This is a genomic window from Natrinema sp. CBA1119, assembly GCF_002572525.1.
In the GTDB taxonomy this organism is placed as follows: domain Archaea; phylum Halobacteriota; class Halobacteria; order Halobacteriales; family Natrialbaceae; genus Natrinema.
The window spans coordinates 421,224-447,742 of record NZ_PDBS01000001.1 but is presented as its reverse complement, the minus strand read 5'-3'; the positions used below and the strand labels follow the sequence as shown (position 1 = coordinate 447,742).

The 26,519-nt window shown below is 63.8% G+C and carries 27 protein-coding genes; 13 read left to right on the top strand and 14 right to left on the bottom strand.

Annotated elements, in window-relative coordinates; translation table 11 throughout:
* Positions 1-158: 158 nt before the first annotated feature.
* On the bottom strand, positions 159-803 hold the full coding sequence (locus CP556_RS02155; protein WP_098727247.1) for a molybdenum cofactor guanylyltransferase: 645 nt from the start codon (positions 801-803) through the stop codon (positions 159-161).
* 68 nt (positions 804-871) lie between these two features.
* Positions 872-1,444, bottom strand: a complete 573-nt coding sequence (locus CP556_RS02150) for a hypothetical protein (protein WP_098724124.1) — start codon at positions 1,442-1,444, stop codon at positions 872-874.
* A 159-nt stretch (positions 1,445-1,603) separates the two neighbouring features.
* On the opposite strand from CP556_RS02150, the gene fdhF reads away from it, so the two are divergent.
* A complete protein-coding gene (gene fdhF / locus CP556_RS02145) occupies positions 1,604-3,754 on the top strand; it encodes a formate dehydrogenase subunit alpha (protein ID WP_098724123.1) in 2,151 nt (716 codons plus the stop codon).
* Positions 3,755-3,780: 26 nt separating this feature from the next.
* On the opposite strand, the gene CP556_RS02140 is transcribed toward fdhF, so the two are convergent.
* Positions 3,781-4,638: a DUF8054 domain-containing protein gene (locus CP556_RS02140; RefSeq protein WP_098724122.1), complete on the bottom strand. Its 858-nt coding sequence runs from the start codon at positions 4,636-4,638 to the stop codon at positions 3,781-3,783.
* 375 nt (positions 4,639-5,013) lie between these two features.
* Between CP556_RS02140 and CP556_RS02135 the strand changes: the two genes are divergently transcribed.
* Genes CP556_RS02135 through CP556_RS02125 form a run of 3 tightly spaced genes read left to right on the top strand, consistent with a single transcriptional unit; the run spans position 5,014 to position 8,808 of the window.
* Positions 5,014-5,889: a hypothetical protein gene (locus CP556_RS02135; RefSeq protein ID WP_098724121.1), complete on the top strand. Its 876-nt coding sequence runs from the start codon at positions 5,014-5,016 to the stop codon at positions 5,887-5,889.
* Positions 5,890-5,895: 6 nt separating this feature from the next.
* Positions 5,896-7,605 carry a pyrroloquinoline quinone-dependent dehydrogenase gene (locus CP556_RS02130; RefSeq protein ID WP_098724120.1) on the top strand — a complete coding sequence of 570 codons (1,710 nt, stop codon included), beginning with the start codon at positions 5,896-5,898 and terminating at the stop codon, positions 7,603-7,605.
* Between the two features lie 39 nt (positions 7,606-7,644).
* Positions 7,645-8,808 (top strand): plastocyanin/azurin family copper-binding protein, encoded by a 1,164-nt coding sequence (locus CP556_RS02125; RefSeq protein WP_098724119.1) that lies wholly within the window; start codon positions 7,645-7,647, stop codon positions 8,806-8,808.
* A 315-nt stretch (positions 8,809-9,123) separates the two neighbouring features.
* On the opposite strand, the gene CP556_RS02120 is transcribed toward CP556_RS02125, so the two are convergent.
* Complete coding sequence (locus CP556_RS02120; protein ID WP_098724118.1) at positions 9,124-9,543, bottom strand: GlcG/HbpS family heme-binding protein; 420 nt, start codon at positions 9,541-9,543, stop codon at positions 9,124-9,126.
* Between the two features lie 200 nt (positions 9,544-9,743).
* Between CP556_RS02120 and CP556_RS02115 the strand changes: the two genes are divergently transcribed.
* Positions 9,744-10,904: a glutathione-independent formaldehyde dehydrogenase gene (locus CP556_RS02115; RefSeq protein WP_098724117.1), complete on the top strand. Its 1,161-nt coding sequence runs from the start codon at positions 9,744-9,746 to the stop codon at positions 10,902-10,904.
* 44 nt (positions 10,905-10,948) lie between these two features.
* On the opposite strand, the gene CP556_RS25750 is transcribed toward CP556_RS02115, so the two are convergent.
* On the bottom strand, positions 10,949-11,110 hold the full coding sequence (locus CP556_RS25750; protein ID WP_176548068.1) for a hypothetical protein: 162 nt from the start codon (positions 11,108-11,110) through the stop codon (positions 10,949-10,951).
* 163 nt (positions 11,111-11,273) lie between these two features.
* Here CP556_RS25750 and CP556_RS25745 point away from each other — a divergent pair, with 163 nt between their 5' ends.
* Positions 11,274-11,432, top strand: a complete 159-nt coding sequence (locus tag CP556_RS25745; protein ID WP_176548099.1) for a hypothetical protein — start codon at positions 11,274-11,276, stop codon at positions 11,430-11,432.
* Positions 11,433-11,446: 14 nt separating this feature from the next.
* Here the strand turns inward: CP556_RS25745 and CP556_RS02105 are convergent, their stop codons facing one another.
* The 4 genes from CP556_RS02105 to lrpA1 form a co-directional block, all read right to left on the bottom strand.
* Positions 11,447-12,562 carry a CobW family GTP-binding protein gene (locus tag CP556_RS02105; RefSeq protein WP_098724115.1) on the bottom strand — a complete coding sequence of 372 codons (1,116 nt, stop codon included), beginning with the start codon at positions 12,560-12,562 and terminating at the stop codon, positions 11,447-11,449.
* A 114-nt stretch (positions 12,563-12,676) separates the two neighbouring features.
* Positions 12,677-13,282, bottom strand: coding sequence for a nitrous oxide reductase accessory protein NosL (locus CP556_RS02100; RefSeq protein ID WP_098724114.1), 606 nt, complete (start codon positions 13,280-13,282; stop codon positions 12,677-12,679).
* An 88-nt stretch (positions 13,283-13,370) separates the two neighbouring features.
* Positions 13,371-13,850 carry an SRPBCC family protein gene (locus CP556_RS02095; protein WP_098724113.1) on the bottom strand — a complete coding sequence of 160 codons (480 nt, stop codon included), beginning with the start codon at positions 13,848-13,850 and terminating at the stop codon, positions 13,371-13,373.
* A gap of 78 nt (positions 13,851-13,928) precedes the next feature.
* Positions 13,929-14,357 carry an HTH-type transcriptional regulator LrpA1 gene (gene lrpA1 / locus CP556_RS02090; protein ID WP_098724112.1) on the bottom strand — a complete coding sequence of 143 codons (429 nt, stop codon included), beginning with the start codon at positions 14,355-14,357 and terminating at the stop codon, positions 13,929-13,931.
* Between the two features lie 155 nt (positions 14,358-14,512).
* On the opposite strand from lrpA1, the gene CP556_RS02085 reads away from it, so the two are divergent.
* Together CP556_RS02085 and CP556_RS02080 are read left to right on the top strand one after the other, a co-directional pair.
* Positions 14,513-14,827: a hypothetical protein gene (locus CP556_RS02085; protein ID WP_098724111.1), complete on the top strand. Its 315-nt coding sequence runs from the start codon at positions 14,513-14,515 to the stop codon at positions 14,825-14,827.
* A gap of 74 nt (positions 14,828-14,901) precedes the next feature.
* Positions 14,902-16,059, top strand: coding sequence for a LolA family protein (locus CP556_RS02080; RefSeq protein ID WP_098724110.1), 1,158 nt, complete (start codon positions 14,902-14,904; stop codon positions 16,057-16,059).
* Between the two features lie 100 nt (positions 16,060-16,159).
* On the opposite strand, the gene CP556_RS02075 is transcribed toward CP556_RS02080, so the two are convergent.
* The 3 genes from CP556_RS02075 to CP556_RS02065 all read right to left on the bottom strand — a co-directional run bounded on the left by CP556_RS02075 (position 16,160) and on the right by CP556_RS02065 (position 20,018).
* Entirely contained in the window at positions 16,160-17,095 is a 936-nt protein-coding gene (locus CP556_RS02075; protein WP_098724109.1) for a thiamine pyrophosphate-dependent enzyme, read from the bottom strand.
* 2 nt (positions 17,096-17,097) lie between these two features.
* On the bottom strand, positions 17,098-19,002 hold the full coding sequence (locus tag CP556_RS02070; protein ID WP_098724108.1) for a 2-oxoacid:acceptor oxidoreductase subunit alpha: 1,905 nt from the start codon (positions 19,000-19,002) through the stop codon (positions 17,098-17,100).
* A gap of 230 nt (positions 19,003-19,232) precedes the next feature.
* Positions 19,233-20,018 (bottom strand): PHP domain-containing protein, encoded by a 786-nt coding sequence (locus CP556_RS02065; protein ID WP_098724107.1) that lies wholly within the window; start codon positions 20,016-20,018, stop codon positions 19,233-19,235.
* 215 nt (positions 20,019-20,233) lie between these two features.
* Between CP556_RS02065 and CP556_RS02060 the strand changes: the two genes are divergently transcribed.
* On the top strand, positions 20,234-20,890 hold the full coding sequence (locus CP556_RS02060) for a lactate utilization protein (protein WP_098724106.1): 657 nt from the start codon (positions 20,234-20,236) through the stop codon (positions 20,888-20,890).
* 243 nt (positions 20,891-21,133) lie between these two features.
* Here the strand turns inward: CP556_RS02060 and CP556_RS02055 are convergent, their stop codons facing one another.
* Both CP556_RS02055 and aroC read right to left on the bottom strand, forming a co-directional pair.
* The gene (locus CP556_RS02055) at positions 21,134-21,817 is read right to left on the bottom strand and encodes a class I SAM-dependent methyltransferase (protein WP_098724105.1); all 684 of its coding nucleotides are present in this window, start codon (positions 21,815-21,817) and stop codon (positions 21,134-21,136) included.
* A gap of 300 nt (positions 21,818-22,117) precedes the next feature.
* Positions 22,118-23,269, bottom strand: a complete 1,152-nt coding sequence (gene aroC / locus CP556_RS02050) for a chorismate synthase (RefSeq protein WP_098724104.1) — start codon at positions 23,267-23,269, stop codon at positions 22,118-22,120.
* Between the two features lie 210 nt (positions 23,270-23,479).
* Here aroC and CP556_RS02045 point away from each other — a divergent pair, with 210 nt between their 5' ends.
* The 4 genes from CP556_RS02045 (at position 23,480) to CP556_RS02030 (ending at position 26,519) form a co-directional block, all read left to right on the top strand.
* Positions 23,480-24,616, top strand: a complete 1,137-nt coding sequence (locus CP556_RS02045; protein ID WP_098724103.1) for a hypothetical protein — start codon at positions 23,480-23,482, stop codon at positions 24,614-24,616.
* A 65-nt stretch (positions 24,617-24,681) separates the two neighbouring features.
* Positions 24,682-25,053: a DUF7344 domain-containing protein gene (locus CP556_RS02040; RefSeq protein WP_098724102.1), complete on the top strand. Its 372-nt coding sequence runs from the start codon at positions 24,682-24,684 to the stop codon at positions 25,051-25,053.
* The gene (locus CP556_RS02035) at positions 25,050-25,781 is read left to right on the top strand and encodes a DICT sensory domain-containing protein (RefSeq protein ID WP_098724101.1); all 732 of its coding nucleotides are present in this window, start codon (positions 25,050-25,052) and stop codon (positions 25,779-25,781) included. Before CP556_RS02040 ends, CP556_RS02035 begins: the two co-directional genes overlap by 4 nt.
* 213 nt (positions 25,782-25,994) lie before the next feature.
* Complete coding sequence (locus CP556_RS02030; RefSeq protein WP_098724100.1) at positions 25,995-26,519, top strand: DUF7342 family protein; 525 nt, start codon at positions 25,995-25,997, stop codon at positions 26,517-26,519.

Genomic DNA, 26,519 nt, shown 5'->3' with positions numbered 1-26,519 from the left:
ATTCAGTATCCACGAGAACGACCGCTGTGTTCCATCACAGTGGACTCATCAGTTGGCCCGGTTGGAATCGCGGTGTACCGAACCGATCCGATCCGCGCATTCCGATCGCGCGGGGGTCTGATTGTCCTCGAGCAGTGAGCAGTCAGACGTACTTGGCGTCACGCGCCGTCCTCCTTGAGTCGCTCGAGCGCCGCCTCGAACTCCTCGCGTGTGTTGACGTTCTCGAACGTCTCGAGCGGCGCGTACTCGCGTACCTCGTCCTCGTCGACGACGATGTAGTCGAGGTCCAGCAGGGGCTCGACGACTCTGCGCTCGTCGCGCTCGAGGGCGCGCTCGCAGGCTTCGGCCATCGGCCCGGCGCGATAGACGGCCTGGGTGGTCTGAAACCACTGGTCCTCGAGCCGCGGCACCGCGGCCTCGTGGCCGGCCGCCCGGTCGAAGAGGTGGTCGACGAGGGCTGGCTCGACGAAGGGCATGTCACAGGCGACGACGGCGGCGTACTCTCCGCTCGCGTCGCGAAGCCCAGTCATGATGCCCGCCATTGGCCCGCGGTCGGGGATCGGGTCGACCGCGAACGAGAACTCCGGTCCCCCCTCGAGGACCGAGCGGATCGCCGTCACCTGCTCGTCCCGGCAGTTGACGACGATTTCGTCGACCACGGGGTCGAGGCGATCGACGACGCGGCGGATCATCGGCGTCCCGGCGAGGTCGGCGACGGCCTTGTCCGCCTCGCCGAAGCGGGTCGAGTGACCGCCCGCGAGGATGATAGCCGTGCGCTCGTCTCGTCCGCTCTCGAGGGACATAGTCGACCGTTCGTCCAGCGATGGCAAAAGGGTCAGGTCGCGGTCCGGGTCGAATCGAACGGTGTCGATCAGTCCGAGAGCCGCCAGAGCGCCCGATACAGCGTCCACAGATCGCAGTCGAAGCGGTCGGCGAGCGAGCGACAGCGCTCGAGGTAGGTCTCGTACTGCGGAACCGACGGCGGATCCGGATACGAGTGAGAGAGTTCGTCCGCGTCCCGGAGCGTTGACCACTCGCGAGGACCGACGACGACGTACTTCGCTGGGTCGATAAACATGCAAAACGCCGAGGCGACGGGGACGTCGACGGCCTCGAGGGCGGTCAGCGAGTCGATCCCCGCGGCGGCATCGTCCGAGCCGCCTGCGTCGATAGCATCGACGGCGTCGGCGATGGCGTCTCTGACGGTTTCGAAGTCGTTGCTCCAGAATCGATCTTCTGCGTCCCGTCGCTCGGCGTCGGGGTAGCCGCCGAGAAATCGCCGGTAGTACCACCTGACGACCCAGGCCGCGTCCCGCCGGCCGTACTCGCCCGACTCGAACGCTGCCGGGAGCGTCTCGAGGTTCTCTTCCTCGACGGCGTACAGGGGCTCTCGCTCTCGATACTCGCGCGCCTGGGATTCCACGAGCGACCGCGTGAGCTCCATCGCGTGACGGTTTCGCACGCGTGACCGTTAGCGTTTCCCCGTCGAGTACTCCCGGTTGATCCGTCGCTCGCTCCAACTTACCGCCTGCATGGTAGAAAGCCTCATGCACACTCGGATAGTGAGATGCGTCTAACGGGTGCGACACCTGGAGGCTATCCAATGTCCAGTGATCAGCAAGAGCCAGTCAAGACGATCTGTCCGTACTGTGGCGTCGGGTGTGGAATCATGGTACAGCCCGGCGAGGAGCCCGGCGACGTCCAGTTCATGCCGTGGGGTGACGCCCCGGTTAACGAGGGGCGCATCTGCATTAAAGGCGGCGCGGCGACGGAGGTGGTCGACCACGAGGACCGACTCACCGACCCGCTGATCAAAGAAGAGGGGGAGTTCCGCGAGGCCTCCTGGGAGGAGGCCTACGAGTACATCGTCGGCGAACTCGAGCGGATTCGCGACGAGTACGGCCCGGACGCGATGGGCTTTTTCGGCTCCTCGAAGGTGATGAACGAGGAGAACTACCTCCTCCAGAAGCTGGCTCGCCGGTATGGCACCAACAACGTCGACAACTGCACGCGGATGTGTCACGCCTCGACGGTCTGGGCGCTCCGGACGAGTCTGGGCGCGGGCGCGATGACCAACAGCATGCGCGACCTCCGCGAGGAGGCCGACGTGTTCTGGATTCAGGGGGCGAACCCCGGCGAGCAACATCCGATCGCCAACAGCCAGTACTTCCGGCAGGCCGTCCTCGAGGGGGCGACCGTCATTCAGGTCGACCCGCACGCGAACAAGACGACGCGATCGTTCCAGATCGACGACACCGACCGTCACCAGCACCTCCAGTTGAATCCCGGCACTGACATCCCGCTTCTCAATATCGTCCTCACGAAGATCCTCGAGCACCACGAGGACCACCCCGAGGACGGTTGGATCGACGAGGAGTTCATCGAGGAGCGCACCGAGGGGTTCGACCACCTGAAAGAGACCCTCGAGGATTTCGACAAGCAAGCAGCGGCAGAGGAGTGTGGCGTCGACCTCGAGGCGATCGAACTCGCGGCCGAGAAGTACGCCGAAGCCGACAACGCGGCCATTTTCACCGGGATGGGGATGAGCCAGCACGCTTGCGGCGTCGATAACGTGCAAAACGAGATCAATCTCGCGCTGATCACGGGTAACCTCGGGCGACCCGGCACGGGCGTCAACCCGCTTCGCGGCCAGAACAACGTCCAGGGGACCTGCGACGTCGGTGCGATGCCGAACGTCCTGCCGGGCTACCAGCTAGTCGACGACGACGAGGCCCGCGAGTCCGTCGAGGAGGTCTGGGGCTTCGAGATTCCGGCCGAGCCCGGGCTGACGAACGTCGAAATCTCCTACGAGGCCGGTGACTCGATCAAGGGCCTCTACGTCATGGGCGAGAACCCCGTGATGAGCGAACCCGACGCTAACAACGTCGCCGACCGGCTCGAAGACCTCGAGTTCACGGTCGTCCAAGACATCTTCCCGACCGAAACCGCGGAGTACGCCGACGTCATCCTCCCCGCCACTACCTGGGCCGAACGCGGCGGCACCGTCACCAACACTGACCGGCGCGTCCAGCGGATGCGCGGCGTCGGGAAGGTCCACGAGAACACGAAACACGACCTCGAGATCGTAAGCGAGGTCGGGACGCGGCTGTTCGATGATGGCGACGACCTGTTCGGCTTCGACGACCCCGAGGCGGTCTTCGAGGAGCTCCGGCAGGTCTGTCCGAGCTATCACGGGATGACCTACGATCTGCTGGGCGAGGAGGGACTGCACTGGCCGTGCTACGAGCCCGGTGACGAGGGGGATCCGTTCCTCTACGAACACGAGTTCGACACCGAGAGCGGCCTCGGCCGGATCGAGGGTGTCGCCCACCAGCCGCCGGCCGAGACGCCCGACGACGAGTACCCGCTGATCCTCACGACCGCGCGCCTCGAGGAACACTACAACACCGGGACGATGAGCACGCGATCGCCGACGCTCAACAAGCAGACTCCGGAGAACTTCGTCGACGTGCATCCGACCGACGCCGAGCGCTACGGCATCGAGGACGGCGAGTACGTCCGTCTGCACTCGAGACGGGGCGAGATCACGCTCGAGGCCCACGTGACAGAAGACACCAAAGAGGGGGTCGTCTGGACGACGCCGCACTTCGCGGCCGCCTCGGCGAACAAGCTCACGAACCACGTGCTCGACGAGCGCTCGAAGATTCCCGAATACAAAGCCGCCGCCGCGGAGATCGACGTCGATATCGAACCTCTCGGCGAAACCGCGGATCCGGCGGCCGGGGACGACTGAGACGGCCGTATTACGCGGTTCGGTTCCTAGAGGGTGGACGCCGAGTCGTCCGCGACCGTCACCCCGGCCAACTCGAGCCACGGGTCGGCGCTCGACTCGGTGACGACGACCTCGACCAGCGGCCGATCACACGTCTCGCAGACCGATCGAATCCCGACGCGGGGCCGCCGACAGCAGTGCTCGAGGCGTTCGGCCGTCGTCGTCACCCCACTGTCACAGGCCGGACAGCGGTCTCGAAGCACTCGCAGTCCCGTCAGGAGGTCGCGACGCTCGTCGACCGCGAGCGCGTCCCATCCCTCGAGTCGGGTTCGGAGTTCGGCCGCCGCGGCCACGTCCGCCGCGAGCGCCGCGGTCGACTCCCATCGGACCTGTGTTCGACCGTCGAGAACGTACGACGCGTCGCCGAGTTGCCTGATTTCGTCCGCGCCGAGCATCGACCGCACGTCGTCCGAACGCGGTTCGGGAGCGCCGTCGCGCGGTAGTCGCTCGTTCCACTGCCGCTGAAAGGACGGTTCCAGTCGGATCTCGTCCCCGTGTTCAGTCGCGACGGTGGTGTCGGTCAGAACGGTTTCGAGGGCGTCGGGCGAGACCGTCTCGACCGTCAGGGCGTCCGACGGGGATTTGCCGAACACGGCGAGAAGGCGATCCGGAAAATACCGTCGGGTGATCGTCGGGGTGCCCGGAACGAGGTAGCCACGGAGGCGGATGAGTCCCAGAAAGACGGTGAGCGCGAGCGCGCCGACGGGTGCGGTGGTCGCGACACCGATCCCGACCGCGAGCGTAATCGCGATGACAACGTTGATCGCCGTACACGGGAGACACCGGTTTTCACCGGTGTACGCGGGCTGCTCGAGTCGCGCGAGAACATCGGGAAGGTCGATCACCGGTCTCCACTGTCGCTCGGTACGCGCCGGACGGTGAAAAACTGCTGCCGTCATCGCGTCGGGGACCGTGCTCGGTGGCGATACCGATTCGCTGTCCCGATCGTATGTGACGGGCGGCGGTCACTTTCGGGAAGGCGACCGCTACAGGCCGTAATCGACACCGTACCGGACTCCGTCCGCTCTACGGGTTGGTCGCCGCCTGCGACGAGGGTCGAACGGACCGAAATCGACTCTGTCCGCAACTTTATCTATTGCAGCCTCACTCTCATTTAGACAGGCCGTAGCGATCCGGAATTCTTTGATAAGCATTATCAAAATACGTAATGGAGTTCTTTGTGGCGTGGTATCATGACACAAATATCCACTGCGTCAGATATGACGGTCGCGGAACAACGCGATCTGGCGACGGCTCTCGGCGTCGATACCCCAGGGGACGGGACGGTAACGTGGGAGCTACTCGCCGGACAGATCGAACCGCGGTCCGACTCGGCGTTCGCCTCTCGAGGCGAAGCAATCCGGGCCGATCTCGCCGGGCGACTCGATCGCGAACTGCTCGAGCGAGAACGGGAGAACATCGCGGACGAAATCCGCCGTTTACCGGACGTCCGCGATGTCGGCGTCCCGGACGAACCGAGCGGACTGTATACGGACGTCGCAGCACCCGGCTGGCGACTGTACGACCATCTCCTCGAGGTGAACTTCTTCGAGAGTCTCGACGAGAATCTGCCGCGGTTCACGGCGGACCACATCGAGACCACGGCGCGCGAACTCCTCCTCGCGGACCCTCTGTCGTCGTCGCTCGACGACGTCGGATTCGACGAGTCGGAGAAGACGGCGCTGTTGCTCGACGTAGCGAACAACGACGAGCGCCTCGCCCACTGGGTCCCGTCGAACCAGATTCCGGACGGCGTCGAGTTCGAGACGGAAACCGTCCCGCCGCTCCACCAGCGCGCGATGGGCGGGGCGCTGCTGTGGATCCGCGGGCTCGACAGACACCTCTGGCAGAACGAGGTGATGATCACCGATGAGATCCTCGACGACGCGGTCAGGTACGTCAAGGCGATGCTGGGCGGACTGTTCGTGACGGCGACCGCTGCGTGCGACCTCGCCGGGGACGGGCAGTTCACGGACGAGCAGCTGACCGCCGCACTCACCGCGGGTTCGGCCGTCCAGATCGTCAGCCAGGAGGAACTGCTGCACAGCGTCTTCTACATCAGAGACGACATGCGCGCTCCGAGCGAACTGAGGTGATTCCGCATGGCACTACGCAACGACAGGGCCGTTCAGGCCGCACGCGATATCGAACTGCAAGAGATCGAAGACGGCTATACCTTGGTCGGAGGCCCCGAGGAGGCGGTCACCGAACAGCATGACACCGACCGAATCCCCGAGGTCGACGTCGACCAGGAGATGCTGAGCAACACCGGGGACGATCCGGAGTCGTGGCTCATGTACGGCGGGAACTACGAACAGCACCGGGCCACGCCCGCCGACGTCATCACCCCCGAGAACGTCTCCGACCTCGAGCTCGAGTACGAGCTGTCGGTCGGGACGGGCTCGAGCATGGAGGGAACGCCAATCGTCGTTCCGGGGGACCCGCCGGTGATGTACCAGACCAACGGACCGAATCACATGAAGGCGATCGATCCCCGCGAGGGGGAGGTCCTCTGGAGTTACACGTACGCGCCGCCGATCGGCGTCGAACTCTGTTGTGACGACAACAACCGCGGAGCGGCCGTTCTCGGCGACAAGGTGTACATGACGACGCTCGACTCGGGCGTCGTCGCGCTGGATCGCTACACCGGTGAGGAGGTCTGGCACACGAGCACGGCCGACCACGAGGAGGGGTACTCAGCGACGTGGGCACCGGTGATCCGTGACGGGACGCTGTACACGGGTAGCGCCGGCGGCGAGTACGGCGTGCTCGGGTTCGTCGCCGCACTCGATGCGGAGAGCGGCGAAATGCAGTGGCAGACCGAGACGCTCCCGGAAGACGAGTGGGTCGGCGCGAGTCGAGAGCACGGCTGTGGGACGACCTGGATGACGCCGACGATCGACGAGGAGAGGGGCGTTCTCTACACAGCAGTCGCGAATCCCGGTCCCGACTTCGACGGCACGGTGCGGCCGGGACCGAACTTCCCCACCTGCGGAACCATCTCGCTGGACCTCGAGAGCGGAGAGTGGGAGTGGGGGTTCCAGAGCAGTCCGCACGACGTCTGGGACTACGACGCGGTCGCGCCGCGAGTGTTGGTACGCGACGTGGACGTCGAGGGCGAGTCGATGGACATCGTCGCTGGCTCGGACAAGACCGGCTGGGTTTACATGCTGGACGCCGAGTCCGGCCAACTCCACGAGCGTAGCGAGGAAATCTGCCAGCATATCAATATGTGGGAGATGATCCCTCACATTAGCGAGGACGAACGGATCCCGTTCGTCCCCGGTGCGCCGGGCGGCAACGACTGGCAGCCACCGTCGTACAACCCCGAAACGGGGCTGGTGTACGTCATCCACCAGAACTATCCGCAGGACCTCTACTGGCGCTACGAGGAGTTCAGCGAGGGCAACCCCTACTGGGGCGGCAACCTCGACGATCCGGCCAGCGAGTTCCCCGACGAGTGGAACGAGTCGATCACCGCCTTCGCGGCGGTCGATCCGGCGACGGGCGAGCGCGTCTGGCGCGAGTGGATCGAGAGCGAGGAAGAACGGTACATGTGGGGCGGATCGCTGTCGACCGCGACCGGACTCGTCTTCAACGGGACCCAGAACGGCACCTTCGTCGCCTACGACGGCGAGAGCGGCGAGCGCCTCTGGGAACACGAGTTCGACGTGCCGATCAGTGCCTCGCCGATGAGCTGGTACGACCCCGGCGAAGAGAAACAGTACGTCGCCGTGCAGGTCGGCGGCAGCGGCTGGCTCCGGCAGGGCCCGCGCGGCGACACCCTCGCCGTGTTCTCGATGGACGGCTGACCAGACAGACAATCGAATCCGACTGATACACGACACACCATGACGAACGAACAACGCTCACGCGTGGACGTTTCCCGTCGCGGCGTGCTGAAGGGAACGGCGACGATCGCCGGAGCGGTGGCGACCGCGGGTCGCGCAGGTGCGTATCGCGACCTCGATGTCACGTTGCCCGCTACCCAGAACGACGGCGAGGGCCGCACCTTTCAGTTACTCGGGATCGTCGGCGGCTGGATGGGGGTCGCACCCCACGACGTCGACGCCGTCTCGAACCCGACGCTGCGATTGATCGAAGGCGAACAGCACGAAATCATCTGGACGAACGGCGACGGCGCGACCCACAACTTCAACATCACCAGCGGCAGCGCCGTCGGCGACGACGGCGAGATACTTGAGTCGACGGAGACGGTCTCCGAACAGGGAGCGACCACCTCCCTCGAGTTCACCCCGCAGGAGGAGATGGAGGAGTACTTCTGTGCGCCGCATCCGGCCCAGATGCGCGGTCCGGTCGAACTGATCAGCCCGGACGAGACTCACGAACTGGTGATCCATGTCGAGGACGAGAGCGGCGAGCCGCTCGGCGCGGAGGTGCTCGTCGGCGACCGACACTCGTTCTCGAACATCGCCGCTCGGCCGACCCCGCCCGAGGAGGCGTCGGACGAGCAGGCGATGGCCCGCTTCGACCTGCTCGAGGACGGCGAGTACGACATCGAAATCTGGACCTACGGCCACGAACGGATCACGGATACGGTGACGATCGATGGCAGCGACAGAGAGTTCGTCGCGACGCTATCACCCATCGAACCCGGCGAGCCGACCGAGACCTACTCGATGCGACTCGAGGAGGGCCAGTGGGTCGGCCAATCGCCCGACTCGATCGCCGATGAGACGAACCCGACGCTCGAACTCGAGGCGGGTGAAACCTACGCGGTCGAGTGGGAGAACGCGATCGGCCGCCACCAGCCCGAGGGAGAAAACAGACACTACGAACCCCTCCCCGGCCACAACTTCGCGATCGCAAGCAACGGTGAGACGAACCAGTGGGACACGTACGTCCGGTCGGACTTCACCGCCGACGAAGGTGCGACCCAGAGCGTCGAGTTCGTCGCCAAAGAAGAGATGGCCATCTATCTCGACCAATCGCAACTCGATGCGCTCGGTGAGATTACCGTCAGCGGAGGGAACGGCGAAACGACCGGCGACTGAAACCCTTCCGCCGTTCGGCGATCATTTTTCTTCGGTGTGGTCCCGTTTCAAATCGATGGAACTGACGCGGATCGCACCGCTCGGAACGCATCATGCGACCGCGAATGAACACTCCAACAGTGATCAGTCGGCCACGATGCTCCAACGGTGGTCCGCCGGCCGCGATGAGGCGGTTTGACGGGAGTACCGGATCCTCGATCGAGTGGCCTCGGAGACTGTCTAGGGGTCCGGAGCGTCACCAGCGAAGCCAGCTCTGTCCGATTTCGGCGCGATAGTCCGGCCAGATACGGATGGACGAAAACTCGTGGCGGGACGTTACGAAGAGAGTTCGTCGAATCTGTCGACGCCGGATTCCGCGACGTCCATGTCCTGCTCGACCGCTCCCCCGCTCACGCCGATCGACCCGACGACGTCACCGTCTCGCAGCAATGGGTAGCCGCCGCCGAAGATGACCATCCGCCCCTGGTTGGTGTTCTGCAGGCCGTACAGCGATTCGCCCGGACGGGTCGGATCGGCCAGTTCGTCCGTCGGCATATCCAGGGCGGCCGCCGTGTAGGCCTTGTTCCGCGAAATGTCGACCGACGCGAGCCACGCGCCGTCCATCCGGTGTTGAGCGATGAGGTTTCCCTCGGAGTTCGCGACCGTTATCACCATGGGATTGTCGATCTCGTCGGCTCGCTGTTCGGCCGCGTCGATGACCTCCGTCGCTGTCTCGAGGTGTATTGTCTCTACCATGCGGGTTTCTCCCACACTCTAGAGCGCTATAAACACCCTCTATGAAAAAATTCATATATCTTGTATACTCACCTGTACTTTCCACTTAATGTAGCCATTTACACTCTGATAATGTTGTATTTATGTGTAATGGTAGTGTTCGCACGAACATTTACAACGGAGCTTGTGGTCCGTTCACCGGGGCTTGATAGCAAATGTCAATGGACGCCGTCGTCTACCAGGGACCGCACGACGTGGCCGTCGAAGCGGTTGACGAACCCGAGATCGAACACGAAAACGACATCATCGTCGACATCACGACCACGTGTATCTGTGGCTCGGACCTCCACATGTACGAGGGACGAACCGCGGCCGACCCGGGGATCGTCTTCGGTCACGAGAACATGGGGAACGTGATCGAGACCGGCGACGCCGTCACGTCGCTCGAGGAGGGCGACCGGGTCGTGATGCCGTTCAACGTGGCCTGCGGGTTCTGTCGGAACTGTGAGAACGGCTATACCGGATTCTGTACCAACGTCAATCCCGGCTTCGCCGGCGGTGCGTACGGATACGTCGCGATGGGACCGTACAAGGGCGGCCAGGCCGAGAAACTCCGGGTACCCTACGCCGACTTCAACGCGCTGAAGCTACCGGCGGGTGACGAACACGAGGATTCCTTCGCACTCCTCGCGGACATCTTCCCGACGGGGTGGCACGGCACCCGGCTCGCGAACCTCAAACCCGGCGAGTCGATCGCGATCTTCGGAGCCGGCCCCGTCGGCCTGATGGCCGCCTACAGCGCGAAGATTCAGGGAGCCTCCGAGATTTACGTCGTCGACCGCGTCGAGAGCCGCCTCGAGCTAGCTGAGGACCACTGCGATGCCCGCGCGATCAACTTCGAGGAGAGCGATCCCGTCGAACAGATCAAAGATTTGCACGGCGGGGGCGTCGACAACGGCGTCGACGCGGTGGGCTATCAGGCGATCGACCCCGAGACGGATCCGACCGACGACGCGTACGATCCGGCCCGCGAAAACCCTGCGGTCGTGCTCAATCAACTCATCCAGACCGTGCGCCCGACCGGGGAACTCGGTATCCCGGGACTGTACGTCCCGTCGGACCCAGGTGCGCCCGACGAGATGGCGGCGCAGGGCCGTCTCGGCATCGACTTCGGAAAGCTCTTCGAGAAGGGACTGAAGCTGGGCACCGGCCAGTGTAACGTCAAGGAGTACAATCGGGAGCTTCGAGACATGATCATTGAGGGACGAGCCGATCCCAGCTGGGTCGTCTCCCACCGTGTCGACCTCGAGCGCGCGCAGGAGATGTACGAGAAGTTCGACGAACGCGAGGAAGGCGTCACCAAGGTCCTGCTCGAGCCCTAGCTGTTCCGGCCGGGCAGGATTTCGATCCGTCGGCGAAACCGACGTTAGCTCCGCAGCCACGCTGTCGGGTGTTCGTCGCGAAGGTGATCCTGATACCGTTTGATCAGCTCCGGATAGGATCCCGCAGCCCCGCGCCACTCGCAGCGATCGCACTCCCGTTCGACCCTGTCGGTCGCGCTACTGACGTAACCGCCCCGTCGGTTCATGCTCACCGTCGCGTTCTCACGTCGGCATAATCCTTCTGGTCCGACCGACGATCACCCGCGTTCGCTACCGCCGGGAGTTCGCTCCGCGCCTGCGATCGACTCGAGTGAGAGCGGCCGCTCGACCGGAAAAACTGGTATGGCGACGACCGGCGTAGTCGACCGTATGTGCCAGTACTGCAGCTACTCCCTACACGACGGCTGGACGCGGCTGCTCGAGTACGACGATATCTATCAGGACGCCCGTCCCGACCGGCCGACGGATCAGTCGACGCACGGCTTTCACGAGTCATGGGCGGAACTCAGTGACCAACTGGAGTCGTAGGGACGGGGTAACAGCTACAGCGGGAACGGATCGGCCGCGGCTTCCGTCTCCGCCGCGTCGTCACCCTCGATCAGAGACGCCTCGAGGTCCTCGCGGATTCGCTCCGCGTTCATTTCTCGACCGATGAACACCAGTTGCGTCCGACGGTCGTCGTCCGGTCGCCACTCGCCGATCGGACCGGCCCTGACCGACGGCCCGGCCTGACTGACGCCGATCACCTCCTCGCGGTTCGCGACGTGACAGACGCCCTTGGCGCGGACGATCGATCCGTCCCAGTCCTCGAGCCAGGCCGCGAGTCGCTCCGGGTGGAACGGTCGGTCGGACCGGAAGACGAACGAGGAGACGCCGTGTCGTTCGGCGACGCTTTGATCCGGGTCGTGATCGTGCGCCTCGTGGTCGTGGCCCTCCCCGCGCAGGTGACGTTTCCACCCCTGAGAGCGCTTCGCCGTCTCGAAGTCGAACCGACCGGTGTCGAGAATGACGTCCGGATCCACCTCGCAGTAGGTCGTTTGGAGCCGTTTCGCCCGCGGCTGGAGGGTCTCGACGACCGCTTCGATCTCCTCGAGGACGCCGTCGGGAACCATATCGGCCTTGTTGAGAAGCAGGACGTCGCAGAACTCGACTCCCTCGACGAGGACCTCGCTCAGGGGTCGGTCCTCCTCGGGTTGGGCGTCCTCCGGTAGCTGGGCCCCGGCGTCGAACTCCTTCCAGAAGCCGTACGTGTCGAGGACGGCCACCATCGTATCCAGCCGAAACAGGGCCGTCGGGTCCACGTCGCTTTCGTCTGTCCCCTCCGTGAACACCTGCGCGACGGGAATCGGTTCGCTAATCCCCGACGACTCGACCAGCAGGTAGTCGAACGCTCGGTTCTCTGCCAGTTGCGCCGCTTCCTCGAGGAGATCACCCTGTAACCGACAGCAGATACAGCCGTTCGAGAGGTCCACGATTCCCTCGTCGTCGTTCTCTCGTGCGATCAGCTCCGCATCGACGTTCACCTCACCCATGTCGTTGACGATCACTGCCACCCGTCGGCCGCCCGGATTCGACAGCACGTGATTGATCAGCGTCGTCTTTCCCGCGCCGAGATAGCCGCTGACGACGGTGACCGGAATCGTGCCACTTCGTGTCATGATATGGGGTGTATCACGAGCGGAACGCTACTAAGTAACCGGGCGGTTCGCGCCGACAGTCTCGAGTGTGTGATTGTTTTGCACTGATCAGGTCGGCGATGGGAGGACAACGTGTTACTCGTCGGGAAGTCGGCTCTCGCGATAGATCACCGCGGTTTCCATGTCGACCTCCTCGAGTCCGACGATGATGTCCTCCTCGGGCGTCAGGTCCTCCGCCTCCCATTCCTCCAGGAAGGCGACGGCGTCCTCGCGTTCGGCGTAGGGACGCGGATCGATCCCCATCGGATCCTCGGCGGCCTCCTTGTCGGTGATGAGCACGAAGTGCGCCGCGGTCGCGTCGATGAGATCCCGGGTCTCGTAATCGGTCGTCCAGGCAGCTGCGATCGGCGAGTTGGGCGTCGACGACACCGTGTACGCGAACAGACAGCCCGGCGAGTCGAAGACGGCCGCCAGCCCGTTTTCGTGGACGAGTTGCCCGGTTCCGAAGTATTCCTTCGCCGTCATGCCACAGACAGCACAGCGCTCCCCGTCGTCGAAATCGAACGGGCCGTCACCGTCGAACTCGATTTCCATCGACGGCTCGTACACCTGCGCCTCGGAGTCATCGTTCCCGTCGCCTTCGGAGCCGTCGTCGCCGAGACAGCCCCCGGCGCACGCGGCCACGCCCACCCCGAGCGCGCCTAGCAGCCGACGACGCTCGAGTCCGTCCCGTTGAGTCATACCCCCAGTACGGGACCGCCGATCAAAGCCGGCGTGGTTCGGGCGTCGAATCCGACCGCATCGTCTCCGGTGACTGCGAGCGTGGCCCTCACTCGAGTTGCGCTTTCGCCAGTCGGTGGCGGGCCCGAAACATGGCTTCGAATCCCGGCTTCGAGACCGGTCCGACCGCATCGCCGAGGCGACCGAACGGCAACTCGTAGTCGACTCGGTCCCGGACGACGGTCCGATCCCCGTCGGCGAAGAAGCTGTGCGTGTGCTCCCACCGATCGAACGGGCCGTGGACCATCTCGTCGCGGAAGTACGCCGAACCCTCGTCTCGCTCGCGGTCCGTGATCACAGACGTCCAGTGCTGGCGCGGCCCCGCCCCGAACGGGCGCAGTGAAAGTGCGACTTCCGAACCGGGCTCGAGCACGTTCGGATCCGGCTCGCCGTCGGGGCCGATCACGCGCTCGACGCGCAGATCCAGCCAGTCCGGCGTCACCGCCTCGAGGCCGGACACCTGTGAGTGAAACGCCCAAACGTCATCAAATGGTGAGTCGACAGTCGTTTCGCGTTCGTACGTCGGCATCGCTCGTGCGTCCTACGACGGCCAGCGGGAAAACGTTCGTCCCACGAACGGCGACGGCGGAGACGAGAGTCGAGCGACCTACTTCAACCGTTCCTGCAGAAACGAGGGATGCGCCGCGGTGACGCCGTCTATCTCGAGCAGATCCTCGGAGATAATCTCGCCCAGCGAGTCGCCATCCTCGGCGCGCACTTCCGCCATCAGCATGTGATCGCCACTGGAGCTGTACAGCGCCTCGACCTCCTCGAGGTCTTTGATCGCCTGCGTCGCCTCGACGTAGCGTTCGCTCGCGACGTCGAGCCCGACCAGCGCGATGGTCTGGCTCGAGAGTTTCTTCGGGTCGATGTCGGCCGAGTAGCCGATGATGACGCCGTCCTCCTCGAGTTGGTTGATATACTTCCGCACCGTGGGTTTCGAGACGTTCGCCCGGTCAGCGATCTCGGCGTAGGACGCCTGTGCGTCCTCTTCGAGAACCTCAAGGATACGATCTTCCGTCGCCTGAGTACTCATGGCTGTATGTTTTGCTCCGGCAGAAAAATATCTTTTGTATACGAAAACGACGAATATCCGAACGGAAGACGATGCGACGGTGGTTCCGACGATTATCTACGCGGGCACGTAACCGCCGGACTTATTCGCCCGCTGGCCGCAGGTTCGCTATCGATATGGTCGAACCGAATCTCGTCAGCGGTGCCGTCTGGGTCGTCTGCGGGCTCGCGATTCTCGGTCTCGGTTCGCTCATCGCGTTTCGCGGACGAGTGGACCTGCACGCGAACTACGACGAGTCGGTCGACCCCGCACACGTCGCTCGCTGGGCCGGCGGAACGGCGCTGCTCATGGGGCTCCTCGTCGTCGCTTACGGCGTTCGCGAGATGCGGTACGGATTCCAGCCCGACCTACTCGCCGGCCTGGTCGTCGCCTTGCTCGTTCTGAGCTACCTCTCGAAGCGCTTCGCCGGCGGCTTCGGTGCCGGCGAGTAGTGAGCGCCGATACCCCGCTCCCGCCGTTGACCGGACCGATGCGTTAATGAGACGCGACAGGTGACGTAGTAAACATGTTCGTCGGCGATAGCGACTATCGGTCCGCGCTCCCCGTGCTGGCGCTGCTACTGGTTCTCCTGACGGCCGGATGCGCCGCCCTTCCGAGTTCAGGCCCGACTCCGGCGGACCTCGAGCGAGAGATCGCCGCGGCCGACCCGCCCGAGGAGGTCTCCGCGACGGTCGAGGTCCGCCGGACGATCGACGGCGAAACGACCCGCTACACCGAGGACGTCTGGCTCCGCGCCGACGGTCGGAGCCGCGTCGAAACGAGCGCCGACGGGACCGAGACCGTCGTCGTCGACGACGGCGACGATCGCTGGCACTACGATCCCGCCGCCGACTGGGCGACTCGCCTCGAGACCGATCCGAACGCGACGTCGTACCTCGAGGGGATTTACGCACAGCAAGAGCGGTACCTCGAGGCCTACGAGATCACGGGCGTCGAGGAGGCGACGGTCGACGGCCGGGACACCTATCGCGTCGCGTTCGATCCGCCGACCAACGAGACGATCGAGCGCTCGATCAGCGTCCTTATCGAGGACACCGAATACGTCCTGCCGCTGGCGACCAGCGAGGGAGAACCCGCTCAGCGCGGCGCTGATCGCGTCGAGGTCTGGTACGACCGGGAGACGCTATTCCCGGTCAAACACGCGATCGAGGGCGACGGCGTGACGCTGGAGCGAACCTATCGGAACCTCGAGATCGACGGCGGGATCGACGACGAGCGCTTCGCGTTCGATCCGCAATCCGCGACGAGAAACGAAACGATCACGCTCCCGTCGATCAACTCCTACGAGACCGTCGACGCGGCCGACGAAGCAGTCCCGTTCGATGTCGCCGAGCCGCCCGCGGACGCGCTGCCAGACGGGCTCGAACTCGACTCGATTACGGGCTATGAGTTCCACGGCGAGAACCGGACGCAGGTGTCGCTCCAGTACCGGACGCCGGGCGACGAAACGGTATCGGTCGTCACGAGCGACGGCCCGCGGCGGTTCGCAGTCGGCGGTGACGCGGTTGCGATCGGGCGCGTGACGGGAACGATCGCCGAAACGGATCAGGGGACGGAGCTACAGTGGTCGTGTGGCGAGCGCTATCACTCGGTGTTCGCCAGTCACGCGTTCGACGACGGGACGGCGCTCCGAGTCGCGCAGTCGCTCGAAACCGGCTGTTAGCCGACGGAACGTCCTGAAAAACGGGACTGCGACTGACAGTCGGTACCGAGACGGCCCCCGACTGTCGGGCTATGGGAGCGGACCGCAATTCGGTGTGCGCTCAGGTGTGGCGCTCGAGCAGATCGTAGCTGCGCTCCCACTCGGCGTCTTCGTCGAAGTAGCGCTCGGCGAGGGGCTGGTCGGGGAGTTCGCCGACGGCCGACTTCTCTTCCTGGTAGGACGGCCGGTCTTCGTCGACGTAGTAGCGACCGGTCAGGACGGTGCCCTCGTTGAGGACGTCCTCGGTCTCGTGCATCATCTCGGCGGCCTCGCGTCGGTCGGTGATGTCGTGGTCGTAGTCCTCGGACTCCTGGATGTCGATGTAGGGGACGTACTGCCGAGCGTCCTTGTTCCAGGTCGGACACTGGGTCAGGAAGTCGACGTGGGCGAAGCCGTCGTGTTCGATGGCTTCCGCGATGATCTCCTTCGCCTGATTCGGGTTGACCGCGGCGGTGCGGGCGACGTAGCTCGCACCGGCGGTCAGCGACAGTGACAGCGGTCGGATCGGCGTCTTTGCGCTGCCCGAGGGCTGGGTCTTGGACTTGTGACCCTTCGGGCTCGTGGGCGAGGTCTGGCCCTTCGTCAGGCCGAAGATCTCGTTGTTGAACACGATGTAGGTCATGTCGTGGTTCTCCCGGGCCGTGTGGATGAAGTGGTTGCCGCCGATCCCATAGCCGTCGCCGTCACCGCCCGCCGCGATGACCTCGAGGTCGGTGTTCGCCAGCTTCGCGGCGCGGGCCACGGGCAGCGATCGGCCGTGGATCGTGTGGAAGCCGTAGGTGTCAAGATAACTGCTCAGTTTGCCCGAACAGCCGATCCCGGTGACGGTCAGGACCTCTTCGGGCGTCTTGCCGACTTCCGGCAGCGCCTGTTTCAGCGACTTCAGGACGCCGAAGTCGCCACAGCCCGGACACCAGGTCGGTTGGGGTTCGACGCCGGGGGTGAACTCTTCCCGGTCGATCTCTCGTTCCTCTCCGATTGCGTTGAATGCACTCATTGTTAGTCACCTGCCGCAGGTTCGATTCGTACCTGTGCGGTCGGTTCGCGGTCGTCGTCGGCGAGGTTGACTTCGTAGCCCTCGACGATTTCGGCGGGCTCGAAGGGGTTGCCGTTGTACTTCAGCAGGCTGGTCATCTTCTCGCCGAAGCGGCCCAGTTCCTTCTGGATCAGCCCGCGGAACTGCGCGGTGGCGTTCATCTCGACGACCATCGCCTCGTCGACGCTCTCGAGGAACGCCGTGACTTCGGCTTCGGGGAACGGCATCATGTCGGAGACGCTGACCCCCTTGACGGAGTGGCCGCTCTCGTTGAGCCGGTCGACCGCCTCGTTGACGGCACCGTGGGACGAGCCCCACGTGATGATGCCGTAGTCGGCCGTCTCGTCGCCGAAGTACGTCTGGTTGGAGTCGTGTTCCTCGTCGAGTTCCTCCCGGATGGTCTCGAGTTTCTCGATGCGCCGCGTCATCTGTGCGACGCGGTTGTCGGGATCCTCGCTAATGTGGCCCACTGGCGAGTGCTCGTTCCCGGTCGCAAGGTAGCGCCCGTCCTTCTGGCCAGGCAGCGACCGCGGGGCGACGTTGCTCTCGGCGTCCTCGTAGTTGAAGCGCTTGAACTTGCCGCTCGCGTCGTGGGCGGCTTCCGAGAGCTCGTCTTCGGTCAGCGTCGATCCCAGATCCGGCTGGGGCTCGCGGTCGAAGAACTCGACGTCGACGTTCTTGTTCTCGCCGGAGAGCTTCTGATCGTAGATGACGATCGCCGGAAGCTGGTAGTCCCACGCGATCTCGAACGCGAGTCTGGTCTGTTCGTAGGCCTCTTCGATGTTGCTCGGTGCGAAGACGACTCGCGAGGAGTCGCCCTGGCTCGTGTAGAGGACGAACTCGAGGTCGCCCTGCTCGGGCTTCGTCGGCATCCCGGTCGAGGGACCGGCCCGCATCGACTCGACGAGGACGAGCGGCGTCTCGGTCATCTCCGCCAAGCCGAGCGGTTCGCTCATAAGCGCGAAGCCGCCGCCGGAGGAGCCGGACATGGCCTTCGCGCCCGCGTGGCTCGCACCGAGTGCGAGCGCCGCGGCGGCGATCTCGTCTTCGACCTGTTCGGAGACGCCGCCCATGTCGGGGAAGTTCTGGGCGAGGATCGTGAACACGTCCGTCCACGGCGTCATCGGGTAGCCGGCGATGAATCGACAGCCGGCGTCGATCGCGCCGTAGGCGATCGCGTTCGAGCCCGACAGGAGCGCCTGCTCGGTCTCGTGAGAGCCCTCGGGTGCGCGAAGGTCGTGCTCGAACTCGTACTCCTCGTTGATCGTGTCGTAGGCCTCGTGGAGAATCTCGAGGTTCGCCTCGAGAACGTCGCCGCCCATGGCGTCGGACATCAGGTTCTCGATGTGCTCGAGATCCATGTCGAGCAGCGCCGCCGTGACGCCGACACCGGCGGTGTTGCGCATGACTTCGCGGCCGTGTTCGCGTGCGAGCGACCGGAGGTCCATCGGGAAGACGTGCCAGTTGTTCTCCTCGGCGCGGGCCTCGAGATCGATCGCCTCGACGTCCTCCTCGCTGATGAGGCCCTCGTCGTAGACGATGATCCCGCCCTCGCGGAGTTCGTCCAAGTTCTCCGAGAGCGGTTTGATCTCTTCGTTTCCGTAGTAGGCCTCCTCCTGCGGGTTGCGGGCGAACGAGTCCCCCAGCGAGAGCAGGAAGTTGTAGCCGTCGCCGCGTGACTGTACCTCGCGGTCTGCGGCCCGAATTTCGACGTACGTGTGGCCACCGCGGATCCGCGACGGATAGTGGCGGTGTGTAAATACGTCGAGCCCCGAGCGCATCAGCGCCTTGGCAAAGTTCTGGCTCGTCGAGTCGATTCCGTCTCCGGAACCGCCCGCGATTCGCCAGATGAGTTCGTCGCTGCTCATATGTGGATCAGTGGCCTGTGGGCCAACCGTACTCGGAATTCGCACTACCGAACCTAAAGACTTTGCTATAGATTACCAAGGAACTTTCGTGAAGAATGGACATCCATTGAAGAATATGTGTGAAAGACCATTACTTTTGTCGCGAGTTCCGGCCATGATTGTTCACATTTGTTCATGGAACACGTCTCCCGTTTCTCACCATTGAATTCTACGCACGTTTCTAAGCGTTTCTACAGCGTCGACGCGATCCCGTCGGGAGTGACCGGCTCGAGGCCTGTCTCGTCGACGAACGCGGCGAGGAAGTCCGCGCGCTCGGGTATTTCGGTCGGGTGGTGGGAGTCGGTGCCGAGGGTGACGGCGATGTCGTGTTCGCGAAGCACCGTCAGGAAGGACTCGGCGGGGTGGACTATCTCGGCGTCGGAGAGCGCTCGCCCGGCGTTGATCTCCGGGACCGTCCGCGAATCGGCGAGCGCTTGTGCCACCCGTCGATACTGGTCGGTCGTCGCCCGGCCCCGCAACGGCGGCGTTCGCTCGAGCAGATCCACGTGAGCCGCGATATCGAACAGTTCCGACTCGACGAGCGCAATCAGGGTCTCGAAGTACTCGTCGACGACCGCGTCGCGCTCGGCCTCGCTCATCTCGGCGAAGTGGGACGCGACCTGCACGTTGTTCTCGTCGACGTCGTGGACGCTTCCGATCGCGTAGTCGAAGTCAGCCTCCGAGAGGAACGCGTCGATGGCCGCCTCGTCGCGCGGATCGTAATCCATCTCGATGGCGTCGTAGATCTCGAGGTCGAAATCCTGACGCAGGCGGTCGATCCCCCGCCGTCGGCGCTCGTAGGTCAGATCGAGATTGAACCCGTAGACGTTTCGCATCGACGCGTGGCGCTCGCGCGAGGCGACGTTACAGTGGTCGGCGAAGCCGACGCCCTCGAGGCCGGCCGACTCGGCCGCTCGAACCATCGACCGGAGGAAGTCGCCGTCCGAGTAGTTCGAGTGGACGTGAAAATCCCGCATACGTGGCCGACCACGGGCGACGAGTTAGTCGTTTTGCTCGCGGAACGCGTTCCAATCGCGGGGTTCGCGAGCGGCGAGACGGTGGTTTTCGGTCCCGTCGGACGACGTGAACCGGTCGCCGGCTGACCGGAGTAACACCGGGGTAATCAGCTAACCCCGGTATCCGCGAGCGCTTAAGTCGGTCTCTCCCCCAGACAAACGTACGGAACTAGTAGATGTCACAGCAGAAATCCGATTACGTAGACGACGCCGAGATCGACGCGACGCTCGACGGACTGCCGACCGAGGAGGCCGTCGAGACGGCCGCGGAAAACCTCGAGGCCAACGGCTTCGAGGTCGTCGTCGCCGACTCGGCCGAGGAGGCGCTCGAAACGATCCAGTCGCAGATCCCCGCCGGCGCGTCGGTGATGAACGGTCACTCGACGACGCTCGAGGAGATCGGCTTCGCCGACTACCTCTCCGAGGGCGACCACGAGTGGGAAAGCCTGGCGGACGAGATCTGGAGCATCGACGACGACGCGAAGCGCCAGGCCGCCCGTCGCGAGTCACAGACCGCCGACTACTTCCTCGGCGGGATCAACGCGATCTCCCAGACCGGCGAACTCGTCGCGGCCGACCGCTCGGGCAGTCGGATCGGCGCGTACCCCTTCGCCGCGAGCAACGTCGTGATCGTCAGCGGCGTGAACAAGATCGTCCCGACGCTCGACGACGCGCTCGAGCGCCTCGAGTCGGTGGCCTACCCCCTCGAGAACGAACGCGCACAGGAGGCCTACGGCGTCGATTCGGCCATCGCCAAGGAACTCATCTTCCGACAGGAACTCGAGGAGGGTCGCACGACCGTCGTCCTGATCCGCGATCAGCTGGGATACTAACGAGCCGGTCCGTCGGGTAGGGTCTCTGCAGTGCAGAGACACCACCTGACACGGTATTTTCTCTTGAACTCCACTGATCAGTACAGACGAAGGCGTTACCGGAGCGGCTCTCTACTTCTCCGATAGCTGGCAAAAACAGCGTGCTGACTATAGAGCGTGGATGCAGCAGTAACTACTAGAGGCCACTAGTCCATCATTCCAGCCGATATCAGATACTAGCGCCCCGAATGAGAGCTTCGTCACCTACTCAACGACCAGCATCTTGTTAGCACCACGCTGAAATTCGAATGGGACCTCTCGGATGTCTGTGGAATACCCCTCTGACTGGAGACTCTCGATGAGTTCCACAATGAGTTCGGATTGGTCGGCATCGAAGCCGTGCAGCGGGAACACTCGGAGTTGACCGCTAATTCGGTGTAACTCCCGGATCGTTTCGTGGTGAAACTCATCGGACAACCGGTCGTCATAGAGGAACAAAAAGTGTGCCGAAAGGACAAGATCAAACGCTCGGTCGGCAAACGGGGTCGCCGGTAAATTTGCATAGATGTATCGATCGCCGTTGTGAGCAAAATCAGACAGGAAACGGGAGGCTGCCCGTTCACGGTAGGCTCTGAGCTCGGAGACACGATCATAGAACTCCCACACGTAGAGATCCTCGACACCATCGAGAGCAGCCATGGCCGTCTCGATATCCTCAACACAAATTTTCGACAACGCGGCCGGCGACCGATCATACATCTTGTCGACACCAATAGCCTCAATCCCGTGATTGTTGGCCTCCGCGACGAAAGAACAGGGGCCAGCAGGACAGTCGAGAACACGTTGCCCGACCCACGTAGCGGGGTCGAAATCAAACATCTGTTGGTATTCGATGAATGTTCGACCGATGAAAGCGACCTCATCAATGCCGTACTTCTTTTCACCCATAGTTCCCCATCGTCACCGCACACAAATATACATTGGTGTATAACTATGTCTATTCTTGTGGCATTTTGCCGTCATTGGATGCAAGATTCCCGCTCTGTATTTCGCACAACTCAATGACACTGACCAATATCTGCTAGAACGTTCCGTGTTCAATTCGTGTGTATCAGGTACTTTCCTTCCGTAGGTGTCTGACGAATCGGAAGGAGACAGCGTCGATTGGTTCTCTCTTGTCTGCTATCGACTCACTATACCGTCTCCGTCCACGAAACAGAATCGAGTGCGTGCTTCCCGACCGGCGAGCTACTCGTTGCGCGGACTGCTCGGGTGATAGTCAGTGTCGTACTCTCCGGGCTGATCGTCGACGCGGTCGGGGTTGAGCCGGCCCGACAGCAGCATGAAGTCCACCAGGGTCAGGGCGAGCATCGCCTCGACGACGGGGACACCTCGTGGCGGGAGAACGGGGTCGTGGCGGCCGATGACTTTCTCCTCTTTGAGTTCGCCGGTCTCCCAGTCCGCGGTCTGCTGGGACTTCGGGATCGACGTGGGCGCGTGCAGCGTCACTTCGCCGTAGATCGGCTCGCCGCTCGAGATGCCGCCCTGAATCCCGCCGTGGTCGTTCTCGACCGGCGTTGGATTCCCCTCACCGTCGAACTCCCAGTCGTCGTTGCGCTCCTTGCCGGTCCACTCGGCCGCGTCGGTACCGAGACCGAACTCGAAGGCCGTCGTGGCGGGCACCGCCATCATCGCCTGTCCCAGTCGCGCGGACAGCGAGTCGAAGCGGGGCGCGCCGAGGCCGACGGGGACGCCCTGCGCCTCGAAGTAGATGCTGCCGCCGATGGAGTCGCCTTCCTCCTGGTACTCCGCGATCAGTTCTTGCATCCGCTCGGCGGTCTCCGGATGAGCACAGCGGACGTCGTTTTCCTCCGAGTGCGCCACGATCTCCTCGAAGTCCACCTCAGGGGCCTCGATGTCGCCGATCTGGTTGACGTGGGCCGTGAGCTCGATCCCCTGTTGAGCGAGCAGTTTCTTCGCGATCGCTCCCGCGGCGACCCAGTTGACCGTCTCGCGAGCCGACGAGCGGCCGCCGCCGCCCCAGTTTCGCGTCCCGAACTTCGCCGAGTAGGTGAAGTCACCGTGGCTCGGTCGGGGTGCGGTGATGAAGGGCTCGTACTTGCCCGAGCGGGCGTCCTTATTCTGGATGACCAGTCCGATCGGCGTCCCGGTCGTGTAGCCGTCCTGAATCCCGGACTTGATCGAGACCGCGTCGGGTTCGCCGCGGCTGGTCGTGATCATCGACTGCCCCGGCTTTCGACGGTCGAGGTCCGCCTGGATGTCCTCCGCCGATAGCTCGAGGCCGGCGGGACAGCCCGAAACCGTACAGCCCATCGCCTCTCCGTGACTCTCGCCGAACGTGGTCACCTGAAAGAGGCGACCGAAGCGGTTGCCGTTCATTACCACGTCCTCGGTGGCGGGGCCACTTAGCGGTGCAGGATTCACGCAGGGCGTCCGAGATCGCTGACTATCGAACTCGCTGACTATCGAACTCGCTGACTATCGAAGGCTCGGACCGGGTCGACGGCGGATCGTTCCTCCGCGTCGCTTCAGTTCCGGGCCGCCGACACACTCATCACCATCGGAGTCATACAATCGTACTGGTATTTAATGGGACGACGCCGTCGGCGATCTCGAGGGGGGAGTACGAGACGCCGGTTTCTCGCGACGGGATCGCTCGTCGGCGGCGGACTCTTGCTTTTCGGTGGGACGGGAGCGTTCTCACAGCTCGGCGCGAGCCGGGCCGTCTCGATGAACGCGACCGAGGACGGCAGCGCGTTGCTCGGACTCGACATCGCTTCGTCGGTGCGGGCCGGTACGGCCGACCAGAATATGGTCGCCCTGACGAATAACACGAGCGACACAATCGACGTCTCGCTTTCGCTCTCGAACTCCGGTCAGGGGACGCTCTCGCCGTCCGCCCTCTCGATCGAGAGCGGAGCGACTCGGTCCGTCTTCGTCTCCGTCGATGCCGACAGCCCGACCGGGAGCGACGCGCTGGCGTTCGACGTCGTCGCATCGAACGAGACGCTGAGCGTCTCACTGGAACGCCGCGTTACGGTCACCGCTGGTCCGGCGTTCAAACACCAAATTCGTGACGATTCGCGGAACACCAACGCCGCGTTTACGATCTCCTACCGCGTGAGCCGACTTCCGAACTTCGACCGGGTGGAGCTCGAGGTCGAGAACCTCGACGCCGGTCACATCGGCACGACGACGTACACCGAGAGTGGCCCGGAGCAGACCGTCTCGTATCCGCCGGGAGGGGGCACTGACGGTGGCGCTGCCGGCGATACCTACGAGTTCCGGTTTCGGGTCTACGACGCCTCCGGCGAGGTCACCGATTGTTCCACGGTGGTCACGACGACCGCCGACGGTTCGAACCCGCCGGGCGACGATCTCGCTGACGAAGGCGATCCGACGCTCGTCGGATTCACCGTCACGAACGACGTCCTGCATACGAACAATCGGTTCACCGTCGATTACGAAGTCGATCCGGGCGAGGAATTCGGGGAGGTCACCGTCGGTTTCGACAACACCGAACACGCCTGGTCGGATGCCACGGAAACGAACGATGCGGCACCGACCGGGACAGTCAGCTATCCGTCGGCGAATAACCGACAGGGCGGTGTCAACGGGGACACGTACGACGTCACCGTCTCCGTCTCCAATCAAAGCGGTATCCCCGTCGACAGCGGCACCGTCTCTATCGCCGCCGGCTCCGGCGAAACGGTCGACTGGCCGTAATCGAACTCGCTCGAGCGCCCCATCACCGTACAGCTATTTCAGTACAGATCTCGTACGATAACCGAATGGGCAACGACGAGTTCGAACCCGACCCGTTCGCCCTCGACACAGCGGCCGGTGAGCTCCCGGTCGATGACGTATTCCGTCTGCTCGCGGATCGGCACGCCCGCTACGCGCTCATCTATCTTCACGACAACCCGACGCCGACGGTCGAGGAGCTCGCGGACGTCCTCGCGGCCAAGGACGCGAGCGACCGAGCGACGATCGCGACGCCGGCCGATCGGAATCCGATCCGAATTCGGTTGTATCACGCGATACTCCCCCGGATCGACGCACTGGGGTTCATCGCGTTCGACTCCGGGACGAACGCCGTCACCGACGCAGCGATCCCGACCGCAGTCACCGACGCCATGGGAGTAACCGATCCACCGCCATGAACTCGCTCGGAACCCTCATCGAGCGGATCGAACGACAGCGGAAAACGCTCGAGGTCTACGCGGACGACGACGCGATCAGCGCGGAACTCGGACGCCAGTTCGAGACGCGGAACGTCGACGTGGTCCACCGATCGCTCGGCTCGCTCGACGATTCGGGGTTCGTGATCGTTCGGAGCGCCGACGGCGAGTTCCGCGGCGCGCTGGGGATCGACCAGTTTCGCGCGATTCTCTCGCCACAAATCCATCCGCCCTGGGAACTCGCCGACGCCGATTACGACCGAGCGGAACTGTTCGATTTCCTCGAGAACACGCTGTTTACCACCTACGATCGCCGTCAGATGGTGGCCACAGCTCGCGAAATCGAAGAGCGGGCGTGGCGCGTCGGTTCCGGCCGGCTGTATACGGGGTTCCAGCGAGCGGCGGCGCTCGCCGCACAGACTGCGGTCTACGAACGACTGGGGAGCCACGGCTCGCTCGCGGTGGCAGTCTTCCTCAACGACGCGTGGAACAGAGCGGCGCTCGACGGCATGACGGTCGTGTCCAAACCGGGCAGCGAGCTCGGCGAGTTCTGGTTCGTGGCGTTCGATGGCGGTGACACCGAGATGGAATCCTGTGCGTTACTCGCCGAGGAACGACGAGACGGCGAATTCTACGGCTTCTGGACGTACGACCCGTCGATGGTCGACGAACTCGTTACGTATCTCGAGACGACGTACGACGTCTCATGACATCCTCCCCGGCGTTCACGCCGGGGAGGGGAGATGTTACCCGTGTTTCGCTTTGGAAACGCTCGACGGGCAGACGCTCTTCGAGCGCTCCCCCGTTCTCGAGAACGTTCTCGGAGAGACAGTTTCACCTATCTATTTTCGGTATACCGGGCAGTAGCGCGCATATCTATTCTCGAGAGAAGATATATGAGTTAGTCGCTCGAAGTCGAGACAATGACGGATCGTCCAGCGCCCGCGGAGCCGCCGACGGAAGGGTGGAAGACGGATCGGACGACGTTTCAGCGAGTCTACGACGTCCTCGTCGGAACCACCGAACCCGTGTCTGCACAGCAGTTCGCAGCATGGGCAGACTGTTCCGAAAACGGTGCTCGTCGAGCGCTCGAGCAACTCGCCGAGATGGGAATCGCGGACCGATCGAACGAGCGGCCGGCACTGTACCAGCGGAATCCATCGTACTTTCGGTGGAAACGCATCGAGACGCTCGCACGCGACCACAGCGCGAGCGACCTTCGCGCTCGCCTCGAGGACCTCATCGAAGCGGATCGGAAACTCCAGGAGAAATACGGCGTCCCCGATCCGGATGCCGTCGTCGCAGACGACTCGATCGAGGATCACGAGACCCTCCACGACCGCTGGGAGGACCTCACGGAGTGGCGGACGACCCGACGGGACATCACACTCCTGAAACGGGCCGTCCAGCGAGCGGAGTCGTCCTCTGACGGTCAGGTGAAGGTTTGA